Annotated in this window: 17 protein-coding genes and 1 pseudogene; 1 reads left to right on the top strand and 17 read right to left on the bottom strand. The window is 35.3% G+C overall.

The window, feature by feature from the left end; translation table 11 throughout:
• Window positions 1-41 precede the first annotated feature (41 nt).
• Window positions 42-2189 (bottom strand): bi-domain-containing oxidoreductase, encoded by a 2148-nt coding sequence (locus tag ESU54_RS00890; protein ID WP_111842994.1) that lies wholly within the window; start codon window positions 2187-2189, stop codon window positions 42-44.
• A gap of 193 nt (window positions 2190-2382) precedes the next feature.
• Here ESU54_RS00890 and ESU54_RS00885 point away from each other — a divergent pair, with 193 nt between their 5' ends.
• Window positions 2383-3045, top strand: a complete 663-nt coding sequence (locus ESU54_RS00885) for a class I SAM-dependent methyltransferase (RefSeq protein WP_111842995.1) — start codon at window positions 2383-2385, stop codon at window positions 3043-3045.
• 10 nt (window positions 3046-3055) lie between these two features.
• On the opposite strand, the gene ESU54_RS00880 is transcribed toward ESU54_RS00885, so the two are convergent.
• The 16 genes and pseudogenes from ESU54_RS00880 to ESU54_RS00805 all read right to left on the bottom strand — a co-directional run bounded on the left by ESU54_RS00880 (window position 3056) and on the right by ESU54_RS00805 (window position 19945).
• Window positions 3056-3883 carry a T9SS type A sorting domain-containing protein gene (locus ESU54_RS00880; protein ID WP_111842996.1) on the bottom strand — a complete coding sequence of 276 codons (828 nt, stop codon included), beginning with the start codon at window positions 3881-3883 and terminating at the stop codon, window positions 3056-3058.
• 44 nt (window positions 3884-3927) lie between these two features.
• A pseudogene (locus ESU54_RS18205) lies at window positions 3928-4050 on the bottom strand (T9SS type A sorting domain-containing protein); the annotation flags it as partial.
• Between the two features lie 74 nt (window positions 4051-4124).
• On the bottom strand, window positions 4125-5546 hold the full coding sequence (locus ESU54_RS00870; protein WP_111842998.1) for a Gfo/Idh/MocA family oxidoreductase: 1422 nt from the start codon (window positions 5544-5546) through the stop codon (window positions 4125-4127).
• A gap of 211 nt (window positions 5547-5757) precedes the next feature.
• Entirely contained in the window at window positions 5758-6777 is a 1020-nt protein-coding gene (locus ESU54_RS00865; RefSeq protein ID WP_111842999.1) for a glycosyltransferase, read from the bottom strand.
• A gap of 18 nt (window positions 6778-6795) precedes the next feature.
• On the bottom strand, window positions 6796-7812 hold the full coding sequence (locus ESU54_RS00860) for an O-antigen ligase family protein (protein ID WP_146743948.1): 1017 nt from the start codon (window positions 7810-7812) through the stop codon (window positions 6796-6798).
• A gap of 185 nt (window positions 7813-7997) precedes the next feature.
• Entirely contained in the window at window positions 7998-8936 is a 939-nt protein-coding gene (locus ESU54_RS00855) for an SGNH/GDSL hydrolase family protein (protein ID WP_111843001.1), read from the bottom strand.
• Between the two features lie 5 nt (window positions 8937-8941).
• Entirely contained in the window at window positions 8942-10195 is a 1254-nt protein-coding gene (locus ESU54_RS00850; protein ID WP_111843002.1) for a hypothetical protein, read from the bottom strand.
• Window positions 10196-10306: 111 nt separating this feature from the next.
• A complete protein-coding gene (locus ESU54_RS00845; protein ID WP_235004491.1) occupies window positions 10307-11569 on the bottom strand; it encodes an oligosaccharide flippase family protein in 1263 nt (420 codons plus the stop codon).
• Between the two features lie 7 nt (window positions 11570-11576).
• Window positions 11577-12785: a UDP-N-acetyl-D-mannosamine dehydrogenase gene (gene wecC, locus ESU54_RS00840; protein ID WP_111843004.1), complete on the bottom strand. Its 1209-nt coding sequence runs from the start codon at window positions 12783-12785 to the stop codon at window positions 11577-11579.
• Between the two features lies 1 nt (window position 12786).
• Window positions 12787-13911, bottom strand: coding sequence for a non-hydrolyzing UDP-N-acetylglucosamine 2-epimerase (gene wecB, locus ESU54_RS00835; RefSeq protein ID WP_111843005.1), 1125 nt, complete (start codon window positions 13909-13911; stop codon window positions 12787-12789).
• 5 nt (window positions 13912-13916) lie between these two features.
• On the bottom strand, window positions 13917-14891 hold the full coding sequence (locus tag ESU54_RS00830; RefSeq protein ID WP_111843006.1) for a hypothetical protein: 975 nt from the start codon (window positions 14889-14891) through the stop codon (window positions 13917-13919).
• An 8-nt stretch (window positions 14892-14899) separates the two neighbouring features.
• On the bottom strand, window positions 14900-15763 hold the full coding sequence (rfbD, locus tag ESU54_RS00825; RefSeq protein WP_111843007.1) for a dTDP-4-dehydrorhamnose reductase: 864 nt from the start codon (window positions 15761-15763) through the stop codon (window positions 14900-14902).
• The gene (rfbC, locus tag ESU54_RS00820; RefSeq protein ID WP_111843008.1) at window positions 15760-16305 is read right to left on the bottom strand and encodes a dTDP-4-dehydrorhamnose 3,5-epimerase; all 546 of its coding nucleotides are present in this window, start codon (window positions 16303-16305) and stop codon (window positions 15760-15762) included. Before rfbC ends, rfbD begins: the two co-directional genes overlap by 4 nt.
• 2 nt (window positions 16306-16307) lie before the next feature.
• Window positions 16308-17165, bottom strand: coding sequence for a glucose-1-phosphate thymidylyltransferase RfbA (gene rfbA / locus ESU54_RS00815; protein ID WP_111843009.1), 858 nt, complete (start codon window positions 17163-17165; stop codon window positions 16308-16310).
• A 66-nt stretch (window positions 17166-17231) separates the two neighbouring features.
• On the bottom strand, window positions 17232-18242 hold the full coding sequence (gene rfbB, locus ESU54_RS00810; RefSeq protein ID WP_111843010.1) for a dTDP-glucose 4,6-dehydratase: 1011 nt from the start codon (window positions 18240-18242) through the stop codon (window positions 17232-17234).
• Window positions 18243-18244: 2 nt separating this feature from the next.
• Window positions 18245-19945, bottom strand: a complete 1701-nt coding sequence (locus tag ESU54_RS00805) for a DUF6909 family protein (protein ID WP_111843011.1) — start codon at window positions 19943-19945, stop codon at window positions 18245-18247.
• Window positions 19946-19948 lie beyond the last annotated feature (3 nt).

The following is a 19948-nucleotide window of genomic DNA, read 5'->3' as shown; positions in this document are numbered from 1 at the left end:
TTCTTTAAATACTAATCTAGTAGAATAAACTTTCTTAATTGTTATAATTCGATATTTTGAGGCAATCCCGTAGCCAATGAATCCAAAACTTTAAACGTTGTAAGCGTTGTAAGATAGATAGATTCAAAAGGAATTGGCGCTTCGGTGTTTTGTTTCAAGGACTTCAGAAATGCTTCAACTTCCTGTTTGTGACCTTTGCCGTCCATCTTTAACTTTATTTGTTTGTTGCCTTTATGGAAATCGCCTTTTCTAAAATCATGTATTCTGCCAACTTTTCCGCCACTGAAAACCTCTATCAATTCCTTTGGAAGGGATTTGTCGCCATTTCCTAAATATAAAAGGTTTCCAATGGAACCGTCGCTAAAGGAAACGGTAATTGAAATATTATCTTCGGAAGTAAGGTTTTGGTTATCAGTTTTGATGGATGCTGCATACACTTTTACAGGTTTTGCATCTGTGAAATATTGCATTAAGTCAATAAAATGGCACATTTCGCCAATAATTCTTCCACCACCAATGTTTTTATTTTGCGTCCAATGATCTTTCGGAATGAAGCCAGCATTCACACGAATGTTGACCACTTTTGGCTCACCATTGCCTACAAATTCTGACTTTATTTTTTCAGCAATTGGAGAAAATCTTCGGTTAAAACCAACCATTAATTTTTGATTACTTTCTTGATAAACCTTTTTAACTTCCTCTAATTCATCATAATTCATCGCCAAAGGTTTTTCAACGAAAACATTTTTTCCAGCCTTGAGTGCTTCCATCACATAAGGAGCGTGGCTGTTATGCGGTGTTGCAATGAAAACCGTATTTATATCTTTTTTATTTATAACATCCTGCGCTTCAGAAGAAGCATTGTTGAAGCCAAACTTTGAAGCTACATTTTTAGCGGTAATCCCTTTGGTGGTAACAACTGTATCAAGAGATGCGCCTTCTTTTTTTGTATAGGGAATCAGATAGCTCTGTGCAAAACTTCCCGCACCAATAAAACCAATATTTACGGTTGAAACCGCATTGGATTGCACCGAAACAAGAGATATTTTTTTCGTCTCGCTTTCAGGATAGGCCAAGAGAATACCAATATGTGGTTCTTCCACTTTGCCCAAGACAATGTCGTAGGCTTTTTCAGCATCAGCAATGTCAAAGGTATGTGTGATAAGATCTTTAAGGTTTACGGTACCTTGAGAAATGAGGTCTAAAAAGGTTTCCATATTGCGCTGCTCGGTATAGCGAACGTAGGCGAAAGGATAATCATGGCCGTCCTCCTCATAGGTATTGTCGTATCTTCCAGGGCCATAGGAGCAGGACATTTTCAGTTCCAGTTCCTTTCTGTAAAAATCGGGGTCGCGAGGAATGTCCATTTTTACGGCGCCCACCACAATAACTTTTCCTTTTTTACGACTTATAACTGCAGAAAGCTCAATAGGGTCATTACTTGGGGCAGCGGCAGTGATAATCACGCTATCAAATCCGTGACCTTCCGTAAAGTTGTCTATGGCAGTATTTAAATTTGATTCGCTACGAAGCATGGCACCATCTGCACCACTTTTAATAGCAAGGTCTACCAAGTTTTTTGAAAGATCTACTCCAAAAACGCGACAACCGTTTGCTTTTAGCAATTGTACGGTAAGCTGTCCCAAAAGGCCAAGGCCGATTACACAAACTTTATCACCTAATCTAGGTTCTGCTTGTCGAACACCCTGTAAAGCAATTGCGCCAAGGGTAGTAAAACTGGCTTCTTCAAAAGAAACATTATCTGGAATTTTAACCACTAGATTCTGTGGAATGGCAACGACCTCGGCATGCGAGGCATAATCCTGCCCAGCGCAGGCAACGCGATCTCCTGGTTTGAATTTGCTGTTGCTGTCCATGGAAGCAGCAACAACACCAGATGTGCTATAACCAAGTGCTTTTAATGAATCAAGTTTGGTTTTTACTTTATCAATTGTGGCCTTTAATCCTTCTTTTTTGATATTTTGAAGTACTTGCGCCACAAGGTCTGGTCGTTGTTTGGCTTTGCCTATAAGACTGGCTTTCCCAACTTTAACGGTACCTCTTTCAGTTCCCGCACTTATTAGAGAAAATTTGTTCTCCACTAGCACCATATTTTCCGAAATGGAAGGGTTTGGCACCTCATCTACATATAATTCTCCAGTTTTAAAGTTTTGGATTACTTGTTTCATTATTGTGAACTTTGGTGCAAAAGTAAGTTTTTTTGAGAATTGAGTTGACGTTTTGCAATAAAATGAAATTTAAAAAATGTAGTGTTGATATATAGACATCCAAAATAGAAAACTTTTACCCACTAAAAGAATAGCTCTACTACCAATCATCTTTTACTATATTTGCTGCTCTAATAAAATTTAAATTCTAAGAATGGATCATTACAATGAAGATTATTTTAAATGGCAAAAGGCACGTGGTGAATTCGGGGGAATTTCCAATATATTTAAATTCAAAGATTATATTAAAGAAACAGATAACGTTATAGATTTTGGTTCTGGCGGCGGGTATTTGCTTAAAAATTTAATATGCAAAAATAAATTAGGGATAGAAATTAATGATACGGCACGCGAATTCGCAAAAACAATTGGGATAACTTCTCATAAAAATGCAGATGCAATTGAAGATGAATGGGCTGATGTAATAATTTCAAACCACGCCTTGGAGCACGTAGAGAATCCACTCGCCGAAATTAAGCATTTATATAAAAAATTAAAACCTGGAGGGAAAATTGTATTTGTTGTGCCTCACGAAAGACGCAAAAAATATGTTGACGGCAACATTCACAATCATTTTTTCACTTGGGCTGAGATAAACCTAGGAAATCTCTTTAAACATGCAGGGTATAAGGTTTTAGATGTTAAGGATTTAAAATATACCAATCCGCCAGGTTACAGATCGCTTCGTAAAGCTATAGGCGATAATCTGTTTTATATTTCTGGAAATGCTTATCATTTCTTTCGGTCTACATTTCAAAGATTGTATAAATCTGATATTACTCAAATAAGAGTTGTGGCCGAAAAACCGATTTTGTAAGAACTATTTTTTAATTTTTTATAAATTTCTTTGTTACACTCTTATCATCAACCGTAATTTCTACAAAATATATTCCAGTGCTTAATTGTGAAACATCTATAGTATTTGAATTATATTCATTAACCAAAACTCCTTGGGGAGAATATATTTTTACATTCTCAATGGGGGTTTTGGATTGAATGTTTAGCATATTTTCAGTGGGATTGGGGAATAATTTAAAATCTGTGGCAGCGAAGTCTTCAATACCAACCAATTCACAGTCTTCACTATATATGGCCATAGCATCTTTTTTCCAATTAGGAGCATTATTTGCATACGCAACATCGTCTACCTGAATACATGCCAAGTCTGGATTGTAAAGCGCGTGAAATAGCTCTAAACTAGTATTATCTCCATTTTTTATGTTCAAATTAACTAATCTATTGTTCGTGCAATTTAACCATTTAAGATTTGTATTTTGTGATACATCTAGGTTTGTTAAAGCATTGTGAGAGATGGTTATTCGTTCAATTTTTGTATTTTGTGAAAAGTCTACAAATGCAGTGTAGGACTCGGAGCATATTAACCATTCTATATTAACGAAATGTTCCATTCCCTCTAACGAAGGAAAAATCCCATAGTTATAAAGATTAATCCCTAGAACTGCTTCTGCCTCCGAGACCTGAATTTCTCCATCATTATTAGTGTCTATATTACTATCTACAGTTCCATCACCATCCAAGTCTACAACTTCGGAATTTATTAATGCATATTTAAAACTGCCTTCTGGGAAATCTATGATTTGTGAAGAAGAAATTGTTACTATTAATAAGAAAAGAAAATTTAGTGTCAATTTCATTTTTGCTTAGGTTTTAAAATTTACATACAATCTTTTCATGATTTCTAGATTTTTATTAATTTATTTGTGGTGCTATTACCTTCAACCATAACTTCTGCAAAATACATCCCCGAGCTTAATTGTGAAACATCTATAGTATTTGAAGTATATTCATTAACCAAAACTCCTTGGGGAGAATAGCTACACTAATTCTATATATTAAAACGAACTCACAATGATTTATGAGCAAGAAATATGCGATTTAATTAAATTCAGAGAGTGATTGGTTCATTTTAAAATTTCGCACATTTTCTTGGTACATTCTGGAAACGTGGTATGTTGTTAATGCCGATTTAATAAGATCTGACTTAGTATAGGTTATTGATTTTTCATTATTATAAACCTTGGTTAAGTGCTTATACATAGCATCATGACCCTTATCTCTTTTGAGGTTTCTTTTTGTGGTTTTAGACCCATCACTCTTAACCCTTGTATATTTAAGATAGTCTTCAATAAAAAAAGTTTCATTCTCAGTTCTAATTTCGATATGTTCTTGCACTCCACGCAAGGAGTTTCCTTTATCTGAAACGCTTATGTTTACCAACGATCCTTCAGAAAACAGAATGGATAAAGCAATAGTTTCATCTTTTGACGGACTGCTTAATAAATTAATTTCAATTGGTGAACCGTTTATCCAATAAACCGCCAGATCTATCCAGTGAGTAAGATTACCCGTTATGCGAGTGCCTTGATTTTTCCAGAAATACCAATGACTTTCATTTATTAAAATTTCTTTCGCCGATATATTAATTATCTTTTGCTGTTTAAATGTTGCCGCTCTTATCTCTTGATTCACGGGTATAAATCTTCGGTTATATCCTATTTCAATTAAAGCATTATCATTATATAATGCTACTAAAGTTTTAATATCCTGTAACGTAACGCACGGAGGTTTTTCAATAAAAATAAATGTGTTGGGGTTAATATCAAAAATTTCCTTCGCAATCCTTGTATGATCAGAATGATATGTAGCAATAATTGCCAATGGCTTTTCTATTGTGGGCAAGAATGGGTAACTATCTTCTGGTATAATCCCGAATTTTTCATAACCAAACTTATGGTAATAATATTTTGAAAGTTGATGACTATAATCTACACAGAAAATCTTAGAAAGCATTTTTATATTCTGAGCTATATATACTCTAGAATAATCCCCAAGACCATATATGAAAACTCCTTTTTGGGATGCTACAACTTTACTATCGGATTGATGGGTCTTAATATTAAATGAAATATCCGTTTCATTTTGCCCATCTTCTACAAACTGATTAAATTTTTGTGTGGAAGTTATATCGTTAATTTTTGGAACGATTAGAACTTTAGTGAAGTTGTTATTTATTACAAACTCATCCTTATTTTCCGTAGTCTGGGTACTAAAGTTTGTATATAAAGAATTTTTATGCTTTATAATAATTAACGTAAATCGTTTCTCTAAATTAAGTTTTGGGTTGGTTTTAGATCTTATCTTATAAAAGGTCCTAAAAATTCCCTCACGAAAAGCGAAAAATAATAATTTCCTGTATTTATTGGTAAACTCTGGCCTATCTGAAACAAAAATAACTTCCTGTTCAATTGAAACTAGTTCGTCAAATTCAATATCTTTAAATTTTACAATATGAACCATAGGTATTTTATTTCAAGACGTAAATCAATAATATTTTCAAAATTGTGGCTTGGAGCATTCAAATTTGTATTAGAGTAATAATATTCATAAACTGATATAAATTAACCCGTTTTTTAATTTTTAGGCTTTGATTACCCATTCAAATATAAATAATAATAGGGCAGAATTGAAGCCTCTTTATTTCTTATTGAAACAACAATAAATGAAAAAATCAATAAATATCTGAATACTTATCGAGATAAAATTGTGTTGTATTTTTCAAAAAACTCTCCTGGTTCTTAGCTGCTTTATCTAAAACTTGATTAATCTTTAAATACAAATCTTGACTATCTCTATTTGCAAACAAAATTGTGCCCTCTGGCCTAAAGGTAACATCGGACGCTATAATAGGTTTATTTAAAAATAGTGCTTCTCTAACTGTCAGTGCATCACCATCTGTATTTGTTGCCCTGACCACCAGATCGCTCGCCATCATTAATTTTACAAAAGAAATGGAATAAGGTATTAAGGAAATTTCTTCCTCTAAATTTTCTTCTTTAATTATTTGAGCATAATAATCATACAGATTTAGTTTTTCATCCATAGAAGCTATTACAAAAATTATTTTATAGTTTTTTTGATCTCTTTTTATTGAACGGGCAACATCTATTAACAAATCTAATCCGTATAAATCCTGCTGGTTATATAAAACGAGTTTAAAAGCGTTATTTACTATTATTTTTTTATCCTTATTCTTTTCTAGAATAGTCGAAATTTCTAAAGGCAAATCTGTTTCTTCAGATATCTCTGGGGGGATGAAAGCAGGTATTATAATCTTATTTTTTAATTTAAATTTTTCTGAAATTTCCTTACTAACAAAAATTGTTCTGGAGGTTAATGACAAAAATAATTGAGTGATCCATATTGAATATTTATTGTTAAGATTGCTCAGCGAGTGAATTGTAACAATAGTTTTTTTTCTAAAAATGAAAGCTAGAAAAATATGTATACACTGAAGCCATAAAATACCTGTATGAATATGAACAATGTCGGCGCCACTCAACAACTTAAAATATTTACCTATATTTTTACTTCTTAGGTTAAATACATCAGTGTCAGCTTTAATTCTTGGAGATTCATCTATAAAAGTAAAATTATGCTGCTCCTTTAACAGAGCGGCAAGTCTCTTAATATGAATACTTACACCACCAACCGCCGAATATGGTCCTATTTCTAATATATTTTTCTTCATTTATTCAATAGCTCAAAATCAATTAATTCTAATTTTATCTGAAAAGGAACGGGAAGCCATCATGGCAGTAAAATAAGCAAAAAGAACAATTCCGCTTTGGCTTTCAAGAGTTGATTCGGTTATCATAAAAACTATTTGGGTAATTATTATTGCAGCACCAAGATAATTCTGACATAAATAGCATTTTTTAATTACAATAAAGATTATTGTAATTAAAAATACAAGCCCAAATAACCCATAATATAAGGCTGTTTCCAAAAATTGATTATGAGCATTGTATTGATAGATATAGCCCGTTTCAAAACCATTTTCTAGATATTGGTCATATAATATTTCATGGCCATCTCCTGTTCCAGCACCAAAAAATAAATTGTTTTTCCCTATTACTTCCAGAGCTGACTGCCAATGCACTGTTCTGGTATCTACATCAGAAATGGCAATGCCTTCGGGAGTTTTAGCGTTAAACCGTTTTTGGAAATTGGGTGTAAAATAAAATAGCACTATCAACAAAACGCCGCCAATAAGCAAAAAAATGGTTTTGGGTGTTATGGATTTTCTGTTGCCATAAATCAATATTAAACCGCTCACGATCAAAGCCATAATGCTCACCCTAACGCTCAAAAGATATAGAAACCAAAGTAGGAAAACGATACATAAGCCATAAATAAGGCGTTTTTTAAAGGGTTTTCGGGAAATGAAACTCGTAAAATAAAGCAGTGCAATTAACACATACATTGCGAAATAGGTGGTGTGAATATCCAACAACTGCCCCAATTTGTCATAATAAAAATAGTCGCCAAAATTGTTCCACTTAAAATAGATGGCCTTTAACAGTGCGAAAGATGCAGAAACAATAACGCCATAGCTAAAATATTTCAGTAATATTAGTTTAGTTTTTCTTGAAATTTCCACAGTAAAGAAAATGAGAGGAAATACCAAAAATGGAAGTTGTTTCTGAAAATTCTTAAGGCCATCAACCATATTTTCAGAATAAAGCAAACCAATGAGCGAAATCCAAAATAGGGAACTGACCAAAAGAAAAGGAAGAAAATTTCTTTTTAGCAGAAGGTACTTTTGCTGAAAAGGGCTGTAAAATAACCAACATATGGTGCAAATAATTATGCTTTGGGAGTTGAGGCTGTATTTTGGCAATGACAAGCTTATAACCACTAAAATGAGTGACCCGAAGAAAAATTGTTCGCGTATGTTTTTGAATTTACTCACGGAATTTCTTGGGTTAAAAGTTTGTTTAGATATAAATATCCTTTTGTATTCAAATGCACCTCATCTTCAGATAAATAGTCCTTTTTGTCAATTAAAAAATTATGCAAGTCCACAATTTGGGCATTTTTAAATTGGGCCACACATTCTTGTAAACGTTTATTGAATAAGTTATTGTAAGCGTCGAATGTGGGGTTTGATGAAGGTGGTAGTGTAATGACGAAAATCTTTTCGGTTTTCGGTTTATTTTGAAGTGATTCTAAAATATCACAAATATTTTTATTCAGCAATTGCTTATCCATTCGTTTATCCTGTGCCCCAAAAAACAAGATATAATAAGCTGCAGATGGTGCGTTTAATGATTTTATCAAAATGTCTGAAGAAGTATTGAACGTACCGCCTTCATATGGATAACCATAGGCGTCGGTCTGGCTTCCCACAAAAAACAGTTTCTTTTTCCGCAATAGATTTTTCCGAAGTTCACGTGCTTCACGCCAGATTATTTGTGAATCGCCTATGGTAAGTGTGGTTTTTCCTTTGGGCTGGATAAGCGGCAAATCTATAATTTCAATACTATTTTGTTTGCTTGTTTTATTGGGAATTTGGTTAATCCATTTAACTCCTGAGAAAACAATTTTACTGCTGTCTGAAAGTATTTCTGACGCCCGGAAATAGCTTTCTTGGTTGTTTTTTAGTAAAAAAGTATTATTGCTGTCGAAGCTTCGGGGAGGCTGAAAATTATTTTTAATAGAAATATAATCGTTCGCAATGGAATCTATTTCAACAGCGCCAAAGGTCCCAATAACTTCAGAAGCGTCCCAATCATAATTGAACTGAACAAAATTTACATTCGCCTTTCCTATAAAATTAAATATAAGATAGCCCAGCAGTGCGCCCCAAATAATAACAATGGCAATATGTGGTGGCATTTTGTTCATTAAAATCAAACAGGGTTAGGTACAGCTTCTTCAAATATATTTTCTTCCTCCTTATAAAAATACAGTGGATATAAAAAGCCTAGTGAAACTATCAAAAAAGCTATATTATTCAATGAATACGAAAAGAGAGCATCAAAAAAGAGGGCAAAATAAATAGCAAAGACCAATTTAAACTTATCGCGTTTCCACGATAACGCGAAGGGAGCCATAAGAACAATCAAATAGAGCAGGCCACCAATGAGACCCATTTCAACAAATAAATGTGGAAAAAAAGTATCTGTTGTAGCTAAATCTATTGTATAGAACCAATTAAAATGATGTTCACTATATATTGGGGAATTATAAGTTACCGAAGCTGGACCACCAAAAGAACCTATTCCACGGCCAAAGAGGTTAAAATCTGAAATTTCAGCAAACATTACCCGATAGGATTCCGCTCTGGCAGAATCTCCTTCAGTCACATATTGTTCCAATCGTAGCACAATGCTTTCACCCATACTCGCAATTACTTTAGGGATTGCAATTAGGGCTATTACAAACAGTACTCCAACTATTTGAAAAAATTTCAGCTTGTTTTTATATTGAATAAAAAGTAAAACCAATAAAGCCCCAATGGTTTTATAGGAAAAGCTTAAAAAAAGTGAAATTAGAAAAATAGAAAGGAGCAAGCTTTTCCATTTGCCGTTGTAGTATCGTCGGGCTAAGAAAAATGCAATAAGATTGATAAATCCAAAAAGTCCAAAAAACCCAACAACACCCGTAGCCCGAATGATTCCAGAAGATGCGTTAAAATAGCGGTTTCCATATAAATCTGTATTGTAAAACCATTGTGTAACGCCGCGATACCAATTTACATAGTTTACAATCTGCCAAAAATCGTTTATAAGTACAAAAACGATAAAAGCTAAAAGAAGAAATTTAAAGTGACGCCTTATAGCGTATCCATACATTAAAACCGAAATAGGAAAAAGATATCTGACTCCTTCGGAAATTGCCGCATTGATGTTGAACGAGTGTAAAATTCCGTAAATAAAAAAGGGAATAAACAATCCAAGGAGTATTAAAAAACTTCCGTGAAATTTTAAGCCCATAAACGCATATATAAACATATATAGCACTGCCCCAACTTTAAAAACTGAAGATGCCGTTGGTATAATTGGAAGCAAAATCTCTGATAGAAATATGAGAACAAAGGGCAATAAAATGAGGATATTTGATAAAATATCCTTCACTGGTGTTCTTAAATTAGCGATTTTCATCCGTATAAAATATTTATAAATAGGAAGATAAAATCTCCATATTATGCATTTTAGTTATTTTATAATCTGGCAGAAGGCATTTCATACTCAAAATTCAGTTTTATAAAGGTATCAAGAATGTTTTGAAACCTTGTGTACAAAATAATGCAGTACACCCAAGCTTACCAAATTTTGGAAAACATAGGCGCAGGCGGCACCAATAGCAGCGTATTTAACGTCCAAATAATAAATCACCGGAACGGAAATCAAAAATATGGTGAACGAAGCATAACTTATGTATTTCATTTTTCCCAAACTAAGGAAAATAACACCTTTCAACGCGTATAGCGCCTCAATAAGCCAGCCCACAAGCATAATTCTTAAAATTAGGATCGCCCCGTCATATTTATCTCCAAAAACCAAGCTTACTGCCAAAGGCAAAAACAATTGTGCCCCAATAAAAATAGCAACAGCTATTATATTGAAACGCTTTTCAAACATTTTATATTTCTGAAAAAACAAAGTGAGATTTCCCGAAGTTTCAGACATTTTAGGAATTATGAATTGCTGCACGCTGGAAGCAACAATGTTGATGCCCTGCGTTAAGATAAGTGCGAAAGCATAAAACCCGAATATTTCCCGGTCCAAAATAACATAATTCGCAATCAGAAACCCCGATTGCAGTTTAAGCTGATCAATGACTTGTGCCGTAAATGCGGTTTTGGACAGACCGATAATTTTTTGCCGTATCTCTATATGTCGTTCGCTAATGGTTTTATCAACCAATTCTTTCCGAAGATCATAAAGCAATATAAGCGTTGCCAAAACGGTCGAAATAACCATTGAAAGCACATAACCTCGGATAAAAAAGAAGTAGGTAAACGAAAGAACGAAGACTGCGGAAAGTAATTTCAGATAAAAAACAACGGTGCTGATTCTCTTAAACCTATCAATTGCTTGGTAATAGCGTATCAAAACCATCGTCAAAACTGAAGGTACAATAAGGAAGGAATATTGTTGAAACCAATAAACAAGCGTTTCGTCCTCGGAAACAAAGCCAGAATAGGCCAGCAGATTAAAAAAGACAAAAACCACCAATGAAAAAATTGTGGCGTATTTTAAAGAAAAAATTAAAGAAAGCCGCCGTATTGCGTTGTCTTTGTGTTCGGGAATAACTTTTAGGATTGCAAAGATTACTCCCCCACCACCTAAAACAATGGCCATATTTGCAAAAGTCTCAATAGTTTTTATAATTCCAACGTCTGTTGGTGACATGATTTTGGCAACCAGCAAACTGGAGCCAAAAACGATAAACTGAACCGAATAATTGGAGATTATAAGGTGGAAAAAACCTCTTTCTTTTAATTTTAAAAAAAGTAGTGTGAGCCTTTCCACGATGAGATTAATTTAATACCCCGCAGAAATCCAGGATTTTTTTGTTTTGAGGTAAAGTGATGTTTTTAAATTCGTTGTGGGCTACCAAAAACACCAAAATATCAGCCGCTTCAATAGCTTCACTTGTTTGGGTTAGTTCACGGTCAGTTTCTTTTTTAAGATTTGGTTCCACGTTAAGGGTTTTAAAACCTTCATTTTTTAAAGCTTCGGAAACGTGTAATGCTGGAGATTCACGAAGATCATCAATGTTAGGTTTAAAGGCTAGGCCCATACACGCTATAACTGCATCCCTACCATTATCTATTTTAAATTTAAGAGCGGCGTTTTTAACTTTTTCAATAGCCCACTCGGTTTTGTAATTATTTATTTCGCGAGCGGAACGAATTATTTTTGTTTCCTCTGGAAATTCAGAAACAATAAACCAAGGGTCAACGGCAATACAGTGTCCACCAACGCCAGTTCCAGGTTGTAGGATGTTTACTCGAGGATGTTTATTAGCCAAACGAATCAATTCCCAAACGTTTATATTGGCTTTATCGCAAATCATTGAAAGTTCATTTGCAAAAGCAATCTGCACGTCGCGGGAAGAGTTTTCAACCAATTTGCACATTTCAGCGGTTTGTGAATTTGTTTTGTGCAGTTCACCTTTCACAAAATGTTTGTAGAACCAAACTGCTTTTTCTGTAGAAGCTTCATCAATTCCACCTATTGCGCGATCATTTTGTTCCAGTTCATAGATTACATTCCCAGGAAGTACGCGTTCTGGACAATACGCAATGAAAATTTCGCCTTTTAAATCGGGGCGTTCCGCAAAAATTATTTCTTGTATTTTTTGGGTTGTTCCAACGGGGCTGGTAGATTCCAAAATAACCAAAGCTCCTTTTTTTAGGGTAGGAATAATATTTTTAACCGCACTCTCAACATAAGAGAGATCTGGCTTGTGATTTCCCTTGAAAGGTGTTGGAACAGCTATCAAGTAAACATCTGCCGCTACAGGCTTTGTAGAGGCCTGAAGATAGCTTTGCTTCACCACATGATGAACCAGACCATCAAGATCAGGTTCCACTATGTGGATTTTTCCTTCGTTTATAGTATTTACTACACGTTGAGAAATATCTACGCCCGTTACATTTAATCCTTTACTAGCTATCAGTGCCGCAGTGGGTAAGCCTATATAGCCCAATCCCATCATTACCACTGTGGGTTTATTTTCCATGTTATAGTGCTTCAATAAAATTTACGATTCTTTCAGTTGCCTTCCCATCACCATAGGGATTGTGCAACATACTCATATCGTTATAATATGCTGTATTGTTCAATAATTTTTCGGTTTCCTCGATAATTCTATTTGAATTGGTACCCACCAAAATTACAGTTCCTTCATCAACAGCTTCAGGTCGTTCTGTGGTCGTTCTAGTTACCAAAACCGGTTTTCCTAAACTTGGGGCTTCTTCTTGGATTCCACCACTATCCGTAATGATTAGATATGATTTTTCCATTAACCAAATGAATGCAGGATACGCCAATGGGGATACTAAATATATATTTTCAATCCCTCCAAGAAGTTCATTTACAGGCCCTATTACGTTCGGATTGAGATGAACGGGATATATTATTTCAACATCCTTATTTTTCTCTGCGATAGTTTTTAAAGCAGCACAAATACTGATAAGTCCATCTCCGTGATTTTCTCTTCGATGACCTGTTACGAGTATTATTTTTTTTTGAAAATTTAAAAGAGTTTTTAAACTTTCAATTTCTGAATCCTTGAAATTTTCAGCATTTACTTTTTCAATTCCATAAAGAAGGGCATCGATAACTGTGTTTCCGGTAACCAAAATACTTGATTCTTTAGTATTTTCAGCTAAAAGATTTTTCTTGGAAAGTTCCGTAGGCGAAAAGTGATAATCTGCAATTTTTCCTGTTAGTTGTCTGTTAAATTCTTCTGGGAAAGGGTATTGTCTATCAAAAGTACGTAAACCAGCTTCTACGTGGCATATTTTTGCGCCGCTATAAAAAGCTGCAATACCAACAGCCATGGAAGTTGTAGTATCTCCGTGAACATAAACAAAATCTGGTTTTACCTCATCTAAAACCGGTTTCATATTTTCAATGATTGTGGCAGTAAGGCTGTACAGATTTTGATTGGGCTTCATCAAGTTTAGATCGTAATCAGGCACGATTTCAAAAAAATCCAAGACCTGGTCCAGCATTTCTCGGTGTTGGGCAGTCACACAAACTTTAGTGTCAAAACTGTCGTTTTGCAAAAATTGACGTACCAAAGGCGCCATTTTAATGGCTTCAGGTCTAGTTCCAAAGACAATGAGATTTTTCTTCTTCATATTGTCTATTTCGCATCGATTTCAACAAAATGTTTCATCTTTTTATAAATATACTTTAAGAAGAAAAAACCCGAAAAAAGCAATACCAGAATTACTGGGTATTTTACTTTATTACTGATATGAAACCCAGAAAAATCTGAAACATTATAATTGATTGCTGCAACTTTTATTATACTTTGTTCATCAACTTTCTGCATATTCAATTTTAAAAGGTTGTAAAGCATACGGTCTTTTGACTCAATTACATCGTTGAGCTGGCTATTGTCACTTACCATCACAGACGGCAAAGTGCTTTTGCCTTTATCAATCGAAGCGCTGGACTTTAATATAGTGTCAATCTGTGAAATTGTCCGTTCGGAAGTCTCTATCCTAAACTGTGTGCTCTCTCTGCTCACTTTCATATACTCACTAAAGTGTTCATTCTCGTTAAGATATTTTTCAATAGCGGTAACAATTTCTTTTGAATGTTCCTTTCCCTTTACTTTAATTGTTATGTGATGGTATTTAAAATACTGAAAGTTTTGTGGATCTTTTACATAGTCGGGAATGTCCTGTTTGTCAGTTAAAACCTTAAACAGATCAACGCGATCCCGGCTTGTTGCGGCGAAGCTGAATATGTCCACAATAGGTTCCGCTTCCAAAGTTACTAGCTCTATGTAGTTTGCTCCAATTGTTTTTTGAAGGAATTCAGTATCGCCATCTCTGAGTTTGGATGAAAGCGCATCTACTTTATCATATAAATACTGCGTGCTTTCAAAGTTTGGAATCACTATCAGTTCGTTATTATAAACCTCCGTTTTGTTTTTATCCAAATAATACCCGATTCCGATTCCAATAAGTATTAAAATAACTATAATGACGATATACTTTATAAAAAAAGTAATAACCAAAAAAAGAATTCTTACAAAAGATCTAAAAAGATCTGAAATCTTGTTGAAAAGATACCCTAAATCTATTTCGTCTTGATTATTCTGTGCCATAATGTGTGCTATTGATTAACTGATAGGTTTTTAATTATTGTCTCTAAACTCTTTTTCCAACCTGCGGTTGAAGCTGGAATTAGGTTTTCAATTTTTGAATTGTCCAGTACACTATACGCTGGCCGTGCGGCAAAAGTACGGTAATGGTTGGTTTTTGCAAGATTTGCATCTTTTAATTTTTCGTTTAGCGCAAGTATCTCCTCGGCAAAGCCAAACCAAGTGGTTTCGCCACGATTACTGAAATGATAAACGCCGTAATCTGTTGAATCTTGTGTAACTATCTGCAATAGTGCTTTTGCCAAATCGTTGGCGTTTGTTGGTGTTCCTGTTTGTTCTGTTGTTATGGTAAGTGGTTTTCCTTCTCCGGCGTATTTTAAAACCGTTTTTAGAAAATTATGACCGTATTGCGAATACAACCAAGAGGTTCTGAAAATGAAGTATTTATTACATATTTCAGTAATATATTGTTCCCCTTTCAACTTTGAAGCCCCATAAACATTGATTGGATTGGTAAAATCGGTTTCCACATAGGGCGATTCCTTTTTCCCGTCAAAAACATAATCAGTTGAAATGTGGAGCAGAACAACATCATTTTCTTTACAAACAGTTGCTACATTTTTAACTGCTTCAGCATTTATTGCAAAAGCTTTTTCAGGTTCGCTTTCCGCCTTTTCAACGTTGGTATATGCAGCAGTATTGACGCAATGGGTAAAGGCATTTTTTCTGAAGTAATCTTTCAGCAAAGCTGTATTTTCAATATCCAGCGTCTCTTTTGAAACAAAGACAAATTGAAGGTCGGGAAAATTGGCAGCAGCATCTTTTATGCATCTTCCCAATTGTCCGTTTGCGCCTGTAACCAATATTTTTCTCATGAAATTGCTTCCTCAAAACTAGGAAGTTCCAAATCTTTTGCTGAAATAATAAATTCTTCCTTTGGAAGATGCCAATCCAATGCTAAGGTTGCGTCATTATAGATGATTCCACATTCTGAAGCCTTATCGTAATAATTATCGCACTTATATGAAAAAATAGATTGTTCCGAAAGTGTAATAAAGCCGTGGGCAAAACCTTTAGGTACAAAAAGTTGCAAATGCTCCACATCGTCTAAAATGATAGAAAATGATCTTCCAAAAGTTTCAGAATCCTTTCGAATATCCACTACTATGTCCAAAACCTTTCCTTTTACCACACGAACAAGCTTTGCCTGCACCATTTCACCATTTTGAAAATGAAGCCCACGCAACACACCTTTTGATGAAACGGATTGGTTGTCCTGCACAAAATCAATTTTTAGACCAGTTATCTTTTCAAAAACTTTTTGATTGTAGGTTTCATAAAAAAGACCGCGGTCGTCTCGAAAAACGTCTGGTTTCAATATAAAACAGTCTTTTAAAGGGGTTTTTTGTATTTCCAAAGCTAGTCTAGTTGAAGTAAATGTTTTCCGTAACCACTTTTCAGTAAAGGTTCGGCCAAAGCTATTAATTGTTCTTTTGAAATATATCCCATTTCATAAGCAGCTTCTTCAATGGCGCCAATCTTTAAGCCTTGCCGCTCTTCAATAACCTCTACAAACTGTGCGGCCTGCATCAGCGATGCAAAAGTACCAGTATCAAGCCAAGCGGTGCCTTTATCGAGGATGCTCACGTTGAGTTTTCCCTGTTTTAAATACACATTATTGACATCGGTAATTTCTAATTCACCACGAGCACTGGGTTTTATATTTGCAGCAACCTCTATGACGCTGTTGTCGTAAAAATAGATTCCCGGAACGGCATAATTTGATTTTGGATTTTTTGGTTTTTCCTCAATGGAGAGGGCTTTTCCGTTTTTATCGAACTCCACAACACCATATCTTTCTGGGTCTAACACGTGATATGCATAGATAACTCCGCCAACAGGATTGTTGTTGGATTGCAACAATTCTTTCAGGCCAGAACCATAAAAAATGTTGTCGCCTAGTATCAAAGCAACTTTATCTTTCCCTATAAATTCTTTTCCGATGATAAAAGCTTCAGCAAGGCCGTTTGGATTTGCCTGTTCTGCATACTGAAAGTTGCAACCAAGTTTTTTACCATCACCCAAAAGTTGCTTGAATAGCGGAAGATCCTGAGGTGTGGAAATAATCAAAATATCCTTAATGCCAGCATGCATTAGCGTTGATAGTGGATAATAAATCATCGGTTTATCATACACTGGCATCAATTGCTTACTTACGGCCAATGTAATTGGGTGCAAACGCGTGCCTGAACCTCCTGCTAAAATTATTCCTTTCATTTGTAGTTTTTTTGCCAAGATTCACGGATTTTTTAAAAAAATGATTCGCAAATTCATGGCTTTAAATTATAATCTGTCCCTATTTTGCAAATACCAAGCAATCGTTTTCTGGATACCTGTTTCAAAATTCTCCTTCGCCTTCCATCCCAATTCGTCTTCTATTTTTGAAGCGTCAATTGCGTATCTAAAATCGTGGCCAGGCCTATCTTTTACAAAGGTTATTTGTTCTTTATAGGAAGTATTCCTCGGAAGCATTTCATCCAGCAATTCGCAAATAACATTTGCAATATAAAGGTTTTCACGTTCATTGCGTCCACCAATATTGTAGGTTTCGCCAAGTTTTCCGTTTTCCAAAGCCAAATAAATGCCGCTGCAATGGTCCATAACAAAAAGCCAATCCCGCACGTTTTTTCCATCTCCATAAATTGGGATGGGTTCTCCAGTAATTGCTTTACGAATAATAGTTGGAATCAATTTTTCCTTATGCTGATTGGGGCCGTAATTATTGGAACAGTTTGTAGTAACAACCGGCATTCCGTAGGTGTGAAAATAACTGCGCACAATAAAATCTGACGAAGCTTTTGAAGCACTGTACGGGCTGTTTGGCGCATACGATGTTTCTTCAGTAAAAAGACCCGTTTCGCCCAAAGTACCATAAACCTCATCTGTTGAAATATGTAGAAACCTTGCATTTCTAAATTCTTCTTTTAAATCATTCGGGCCGTTCATCCAGGTTTTATAAGCACTTTGAAGTAAATTGAAAGTGCCGACGATGTTTGTCTGAATAAATTCCGAAGGACCCGAAATGGAATTGTCCACATGGCTTTCTGCTGCAAAGTGAACTACTTTTTGAAATTGATGTTCTGTGAATAGTTCTTGGACCAATTCGGCATCACAAATATCCCCCTTTATGAAGGTTATTTTAAGGGAAACGGCTTCCAAATTCTTTAAATTTCCGGCATAGGTAAGTTTATCCAGCACGAAAATTTCGTCTTCTGAATTTTTAAGGATGTATTCTACATAATTAGAACCTATAAACCCTGCTCCTCCGGTAATCAGTACTTTGTTGTTTTTCAAAATTAATTTTTAGGAGTGTCTAAAATCTGTTTTAACATCTTTTCTGTTATTAAATAGGTCGGTTTTACACCGCTCGTGCCCAATCCACCCGAAGCTAAAGTGCTTCCAGTTTCCAATGGATTATCTGATGCATAATAAGCGTAGCGAACTTTCACTTTTGGACTAATACTTCGGCGAATTTTTGAAGCGGACTGAATGGCTTTTTGATAATGAGCGCCTTCCATTTCAAGGCCAATCACATTCCACGTGGAATTATGGAAAAACTTAAGCACATCACGATTTTGAAGTGAAGTTCCCAATACTGAAATCATTGTTCCTGTAAAAACTTTAACGTCATCATCCTTAAAAAGAGATTTATCCATTTGGTTTTTGAATGGGTAATTATCTGCCGTACCTTCAAAAACGTGTGCTGATGGAATCATGATATCGCCTTTACCTCCTTCAAGAATACCTGCTTTACCCATAATGGACACGGAGGTTACATTTAAAAAATGGCGGTCTTTGTTGGAATCTACAAATGGCTTTAAAAGTTCGTCCATGGTTTCGTAGGCTTGTTCGCCAAAGGCGTAATCCATAACCACAATCACGGGTTTTTTGGAATCTTCCAAACCATTTAACCCATTGGTATAAGGGTTATTCTTTATTTGTGCGGTATCAATTATTTGAATGTCAATATTGGTTCCGCTAACATCCTCTATAAAAATCATTCCTTCCGCAAGTGCAGTTTTGGAAACTTTTTCACGTATTTTTATATTTATCGGACTGCTCAATGCTTCAAATACAGCCATGGGTTGTTTCTTTGAAAATTCAGCGGGCAATGCCTTTGGCGCGAATAGACTATTCATTACACTATGCATATTAGCGCTAATAATGTGCAGCGGACGCTCTAGCAATCCATTTTCTTGTAAAGTCTGCTTTATGCGATATGCCCATAGCTCACCGTGAATGTGGTGCCCCAAACGCTCCCTAAGAACAGGGCTGAAGGTAATGATGCGTTTGTTGTTTTCAAGAACTTCGTCAATAGCCAGTTTTCCTAGATAATAGATAATATTGAAAAACCGGTTTTCATTCTTCTCGGTTGCAAAATAAGGATAGACGTTATTTACCTCCTCAAAGGTTCTTCCAAGGAAATTTGCGGTGTGTGTAAGTGCTACTTCTTTTTCTTCTTGCGTAAGCTTGCCTTTTTTCTGCACAGCCTGTTCCAGCTTTTTCCAATCGCGTATCACTTCGCCATTCTCGTTGATAAGCACCTGTTTCATAATCTTATGCGACTCTATAAAAAGAAATGTTAAGTGCGTAAGAATATCATAGATTTCTGAACGGCCTCGAGTGATTTCAATATTCATCTGTTCCGAGTCAATCCGGTAACAGTTTCTGCGGCGTTTCAAAGGGATTATGGGTTCGAAATGCGAATTTTTATAGCCTTCATCACTGGTTAAGTTAATGAATCTACATTCTTCAATGCCATCAGGCAAACGGTCCATAACGTAAAGCAAACCCTGAAGCTCTATTTTGTCTTCTTTTAGAGAGCCATAAATCTCTGGACTCAGCGTTAGCAGCGACTCCCGAAGAGATTCGCCAGAAATCCCCATAGGTTTGTAAAACCCACGGTTAAAGAGATGGCGCATAGTGATATATAACTTCTCAATGGCACCAGTGCTTTCCTGCGCACGTGTTCTTGTATGTGATTTTAAATTGTTCATTGG

This window comes from Aequorivita antarctica, assembly GCF_007997155.1.
GTDB lineage: Bacteria > Bacteroidota > Bacteroidia > Flavobacteriales > Flavobacteriaceae > Aequorivita > Aequorivita antarctica.
This window is presented reverse-complemented; position numbering and strand designations above follow the sequence as displayed.

What these genes read in the sequence shown, in the direction of transcription:
- ESU54_RS00855 (WP_111843001.1), bottom strand. Translation starts at nt 8,936, where the DNA reads ATGAACAAAATGCCACCACATATTGCCATTGTTATTATTTGGGGCGCA.
- ESU54_RS00830 (WP_111843006.1), bottom strand. Translation starts at nt 14,891, where the DNA reads ATGGCACAGAATAATCAAGACGAAATAGATTTAGGGTATCTTTTCAAC.
- rfbD (WP_111843007.1), bottom strand. Translation starts at nt 15,763, where the DNA reads ATGAGAAAAATATTGGTTACAGGCGCAAACGGACAATTGGGAAGATGC.
- wecC (WP_111843004.1), bottom strand. Translation starts at nt 12,785, where the DNA reads ATGGAAAATAAACCCACAGTGGTAATGATGGGATTGGGCTATATAGGC.
- ESU54_RS00865 (WP_111842999.1), bottom strand. Translation starts at nt 6,777, where the DNA reads ATGAAGAAAAATATATTAGAAATAGGACCATATTCGGCGGTTGGTGGT.
- wecB (WP_111843005.1), bottom strand. Translation starts at nt 13,911, where the DNA reads ATGAAGAAGAAAAATCTCATTGTCTTTGGAACTAGACCTGAAGCCATT.
- ESU54_RS00850 (WP_111843002.1), bottom strand. Translation starts at nt 10,195, where the DNA reads ATGAAAATCGCTAATTTAAGAACACCAGTGAAGGATATTTTATCAAAT.
- ESU54_RS00805 (WP_111843011.1), bottom strand. Translation starts at nt 19,945, where the DNA reads ATGAACAATTTAAAATCACATACAAGAACACGTGCGCAGGAAAGCACT.
- ESU54_RS00870 (WP_111842998.1), bottom strand. Translation starts at nt 5,546, where the DNA reads ATGGTTCATATTGTAAAATTTAAAGATATTGAATTTGACGAACTAGTT.
- ESU54_RS00890 (WP_111842994.1), bottom strand. Translation starts at nt 2,189, where the DNA reads ATGAAACAAGTAATCCAAAACTTTAAAACTGGAGAATTATATGTAGAT.
- ESU54_RS00885 (WP_111842995.1), top strand. Translation starts at nt 2,383, where the DNA reads ATGGATCATTACAATGAAGATTATTTTAAATGGCAAAAGGCACGTGGT.
- rfbA (WP_111843009.1), bottom strand. Translation starts at nt 17,165, where the DNA reads ATGAAAGGAATAATTTTAGCAGGAGGTTCAGGCACGCGTTTGCACCCA.
- ESU54_RS00880 (WP_111842996.1), bottom strand. Translation starts at nt 3,883, where the DNA reads ATGAAATTGACACTAAATTTTCTTTTCTTATTAATAGTAACAATTTCT.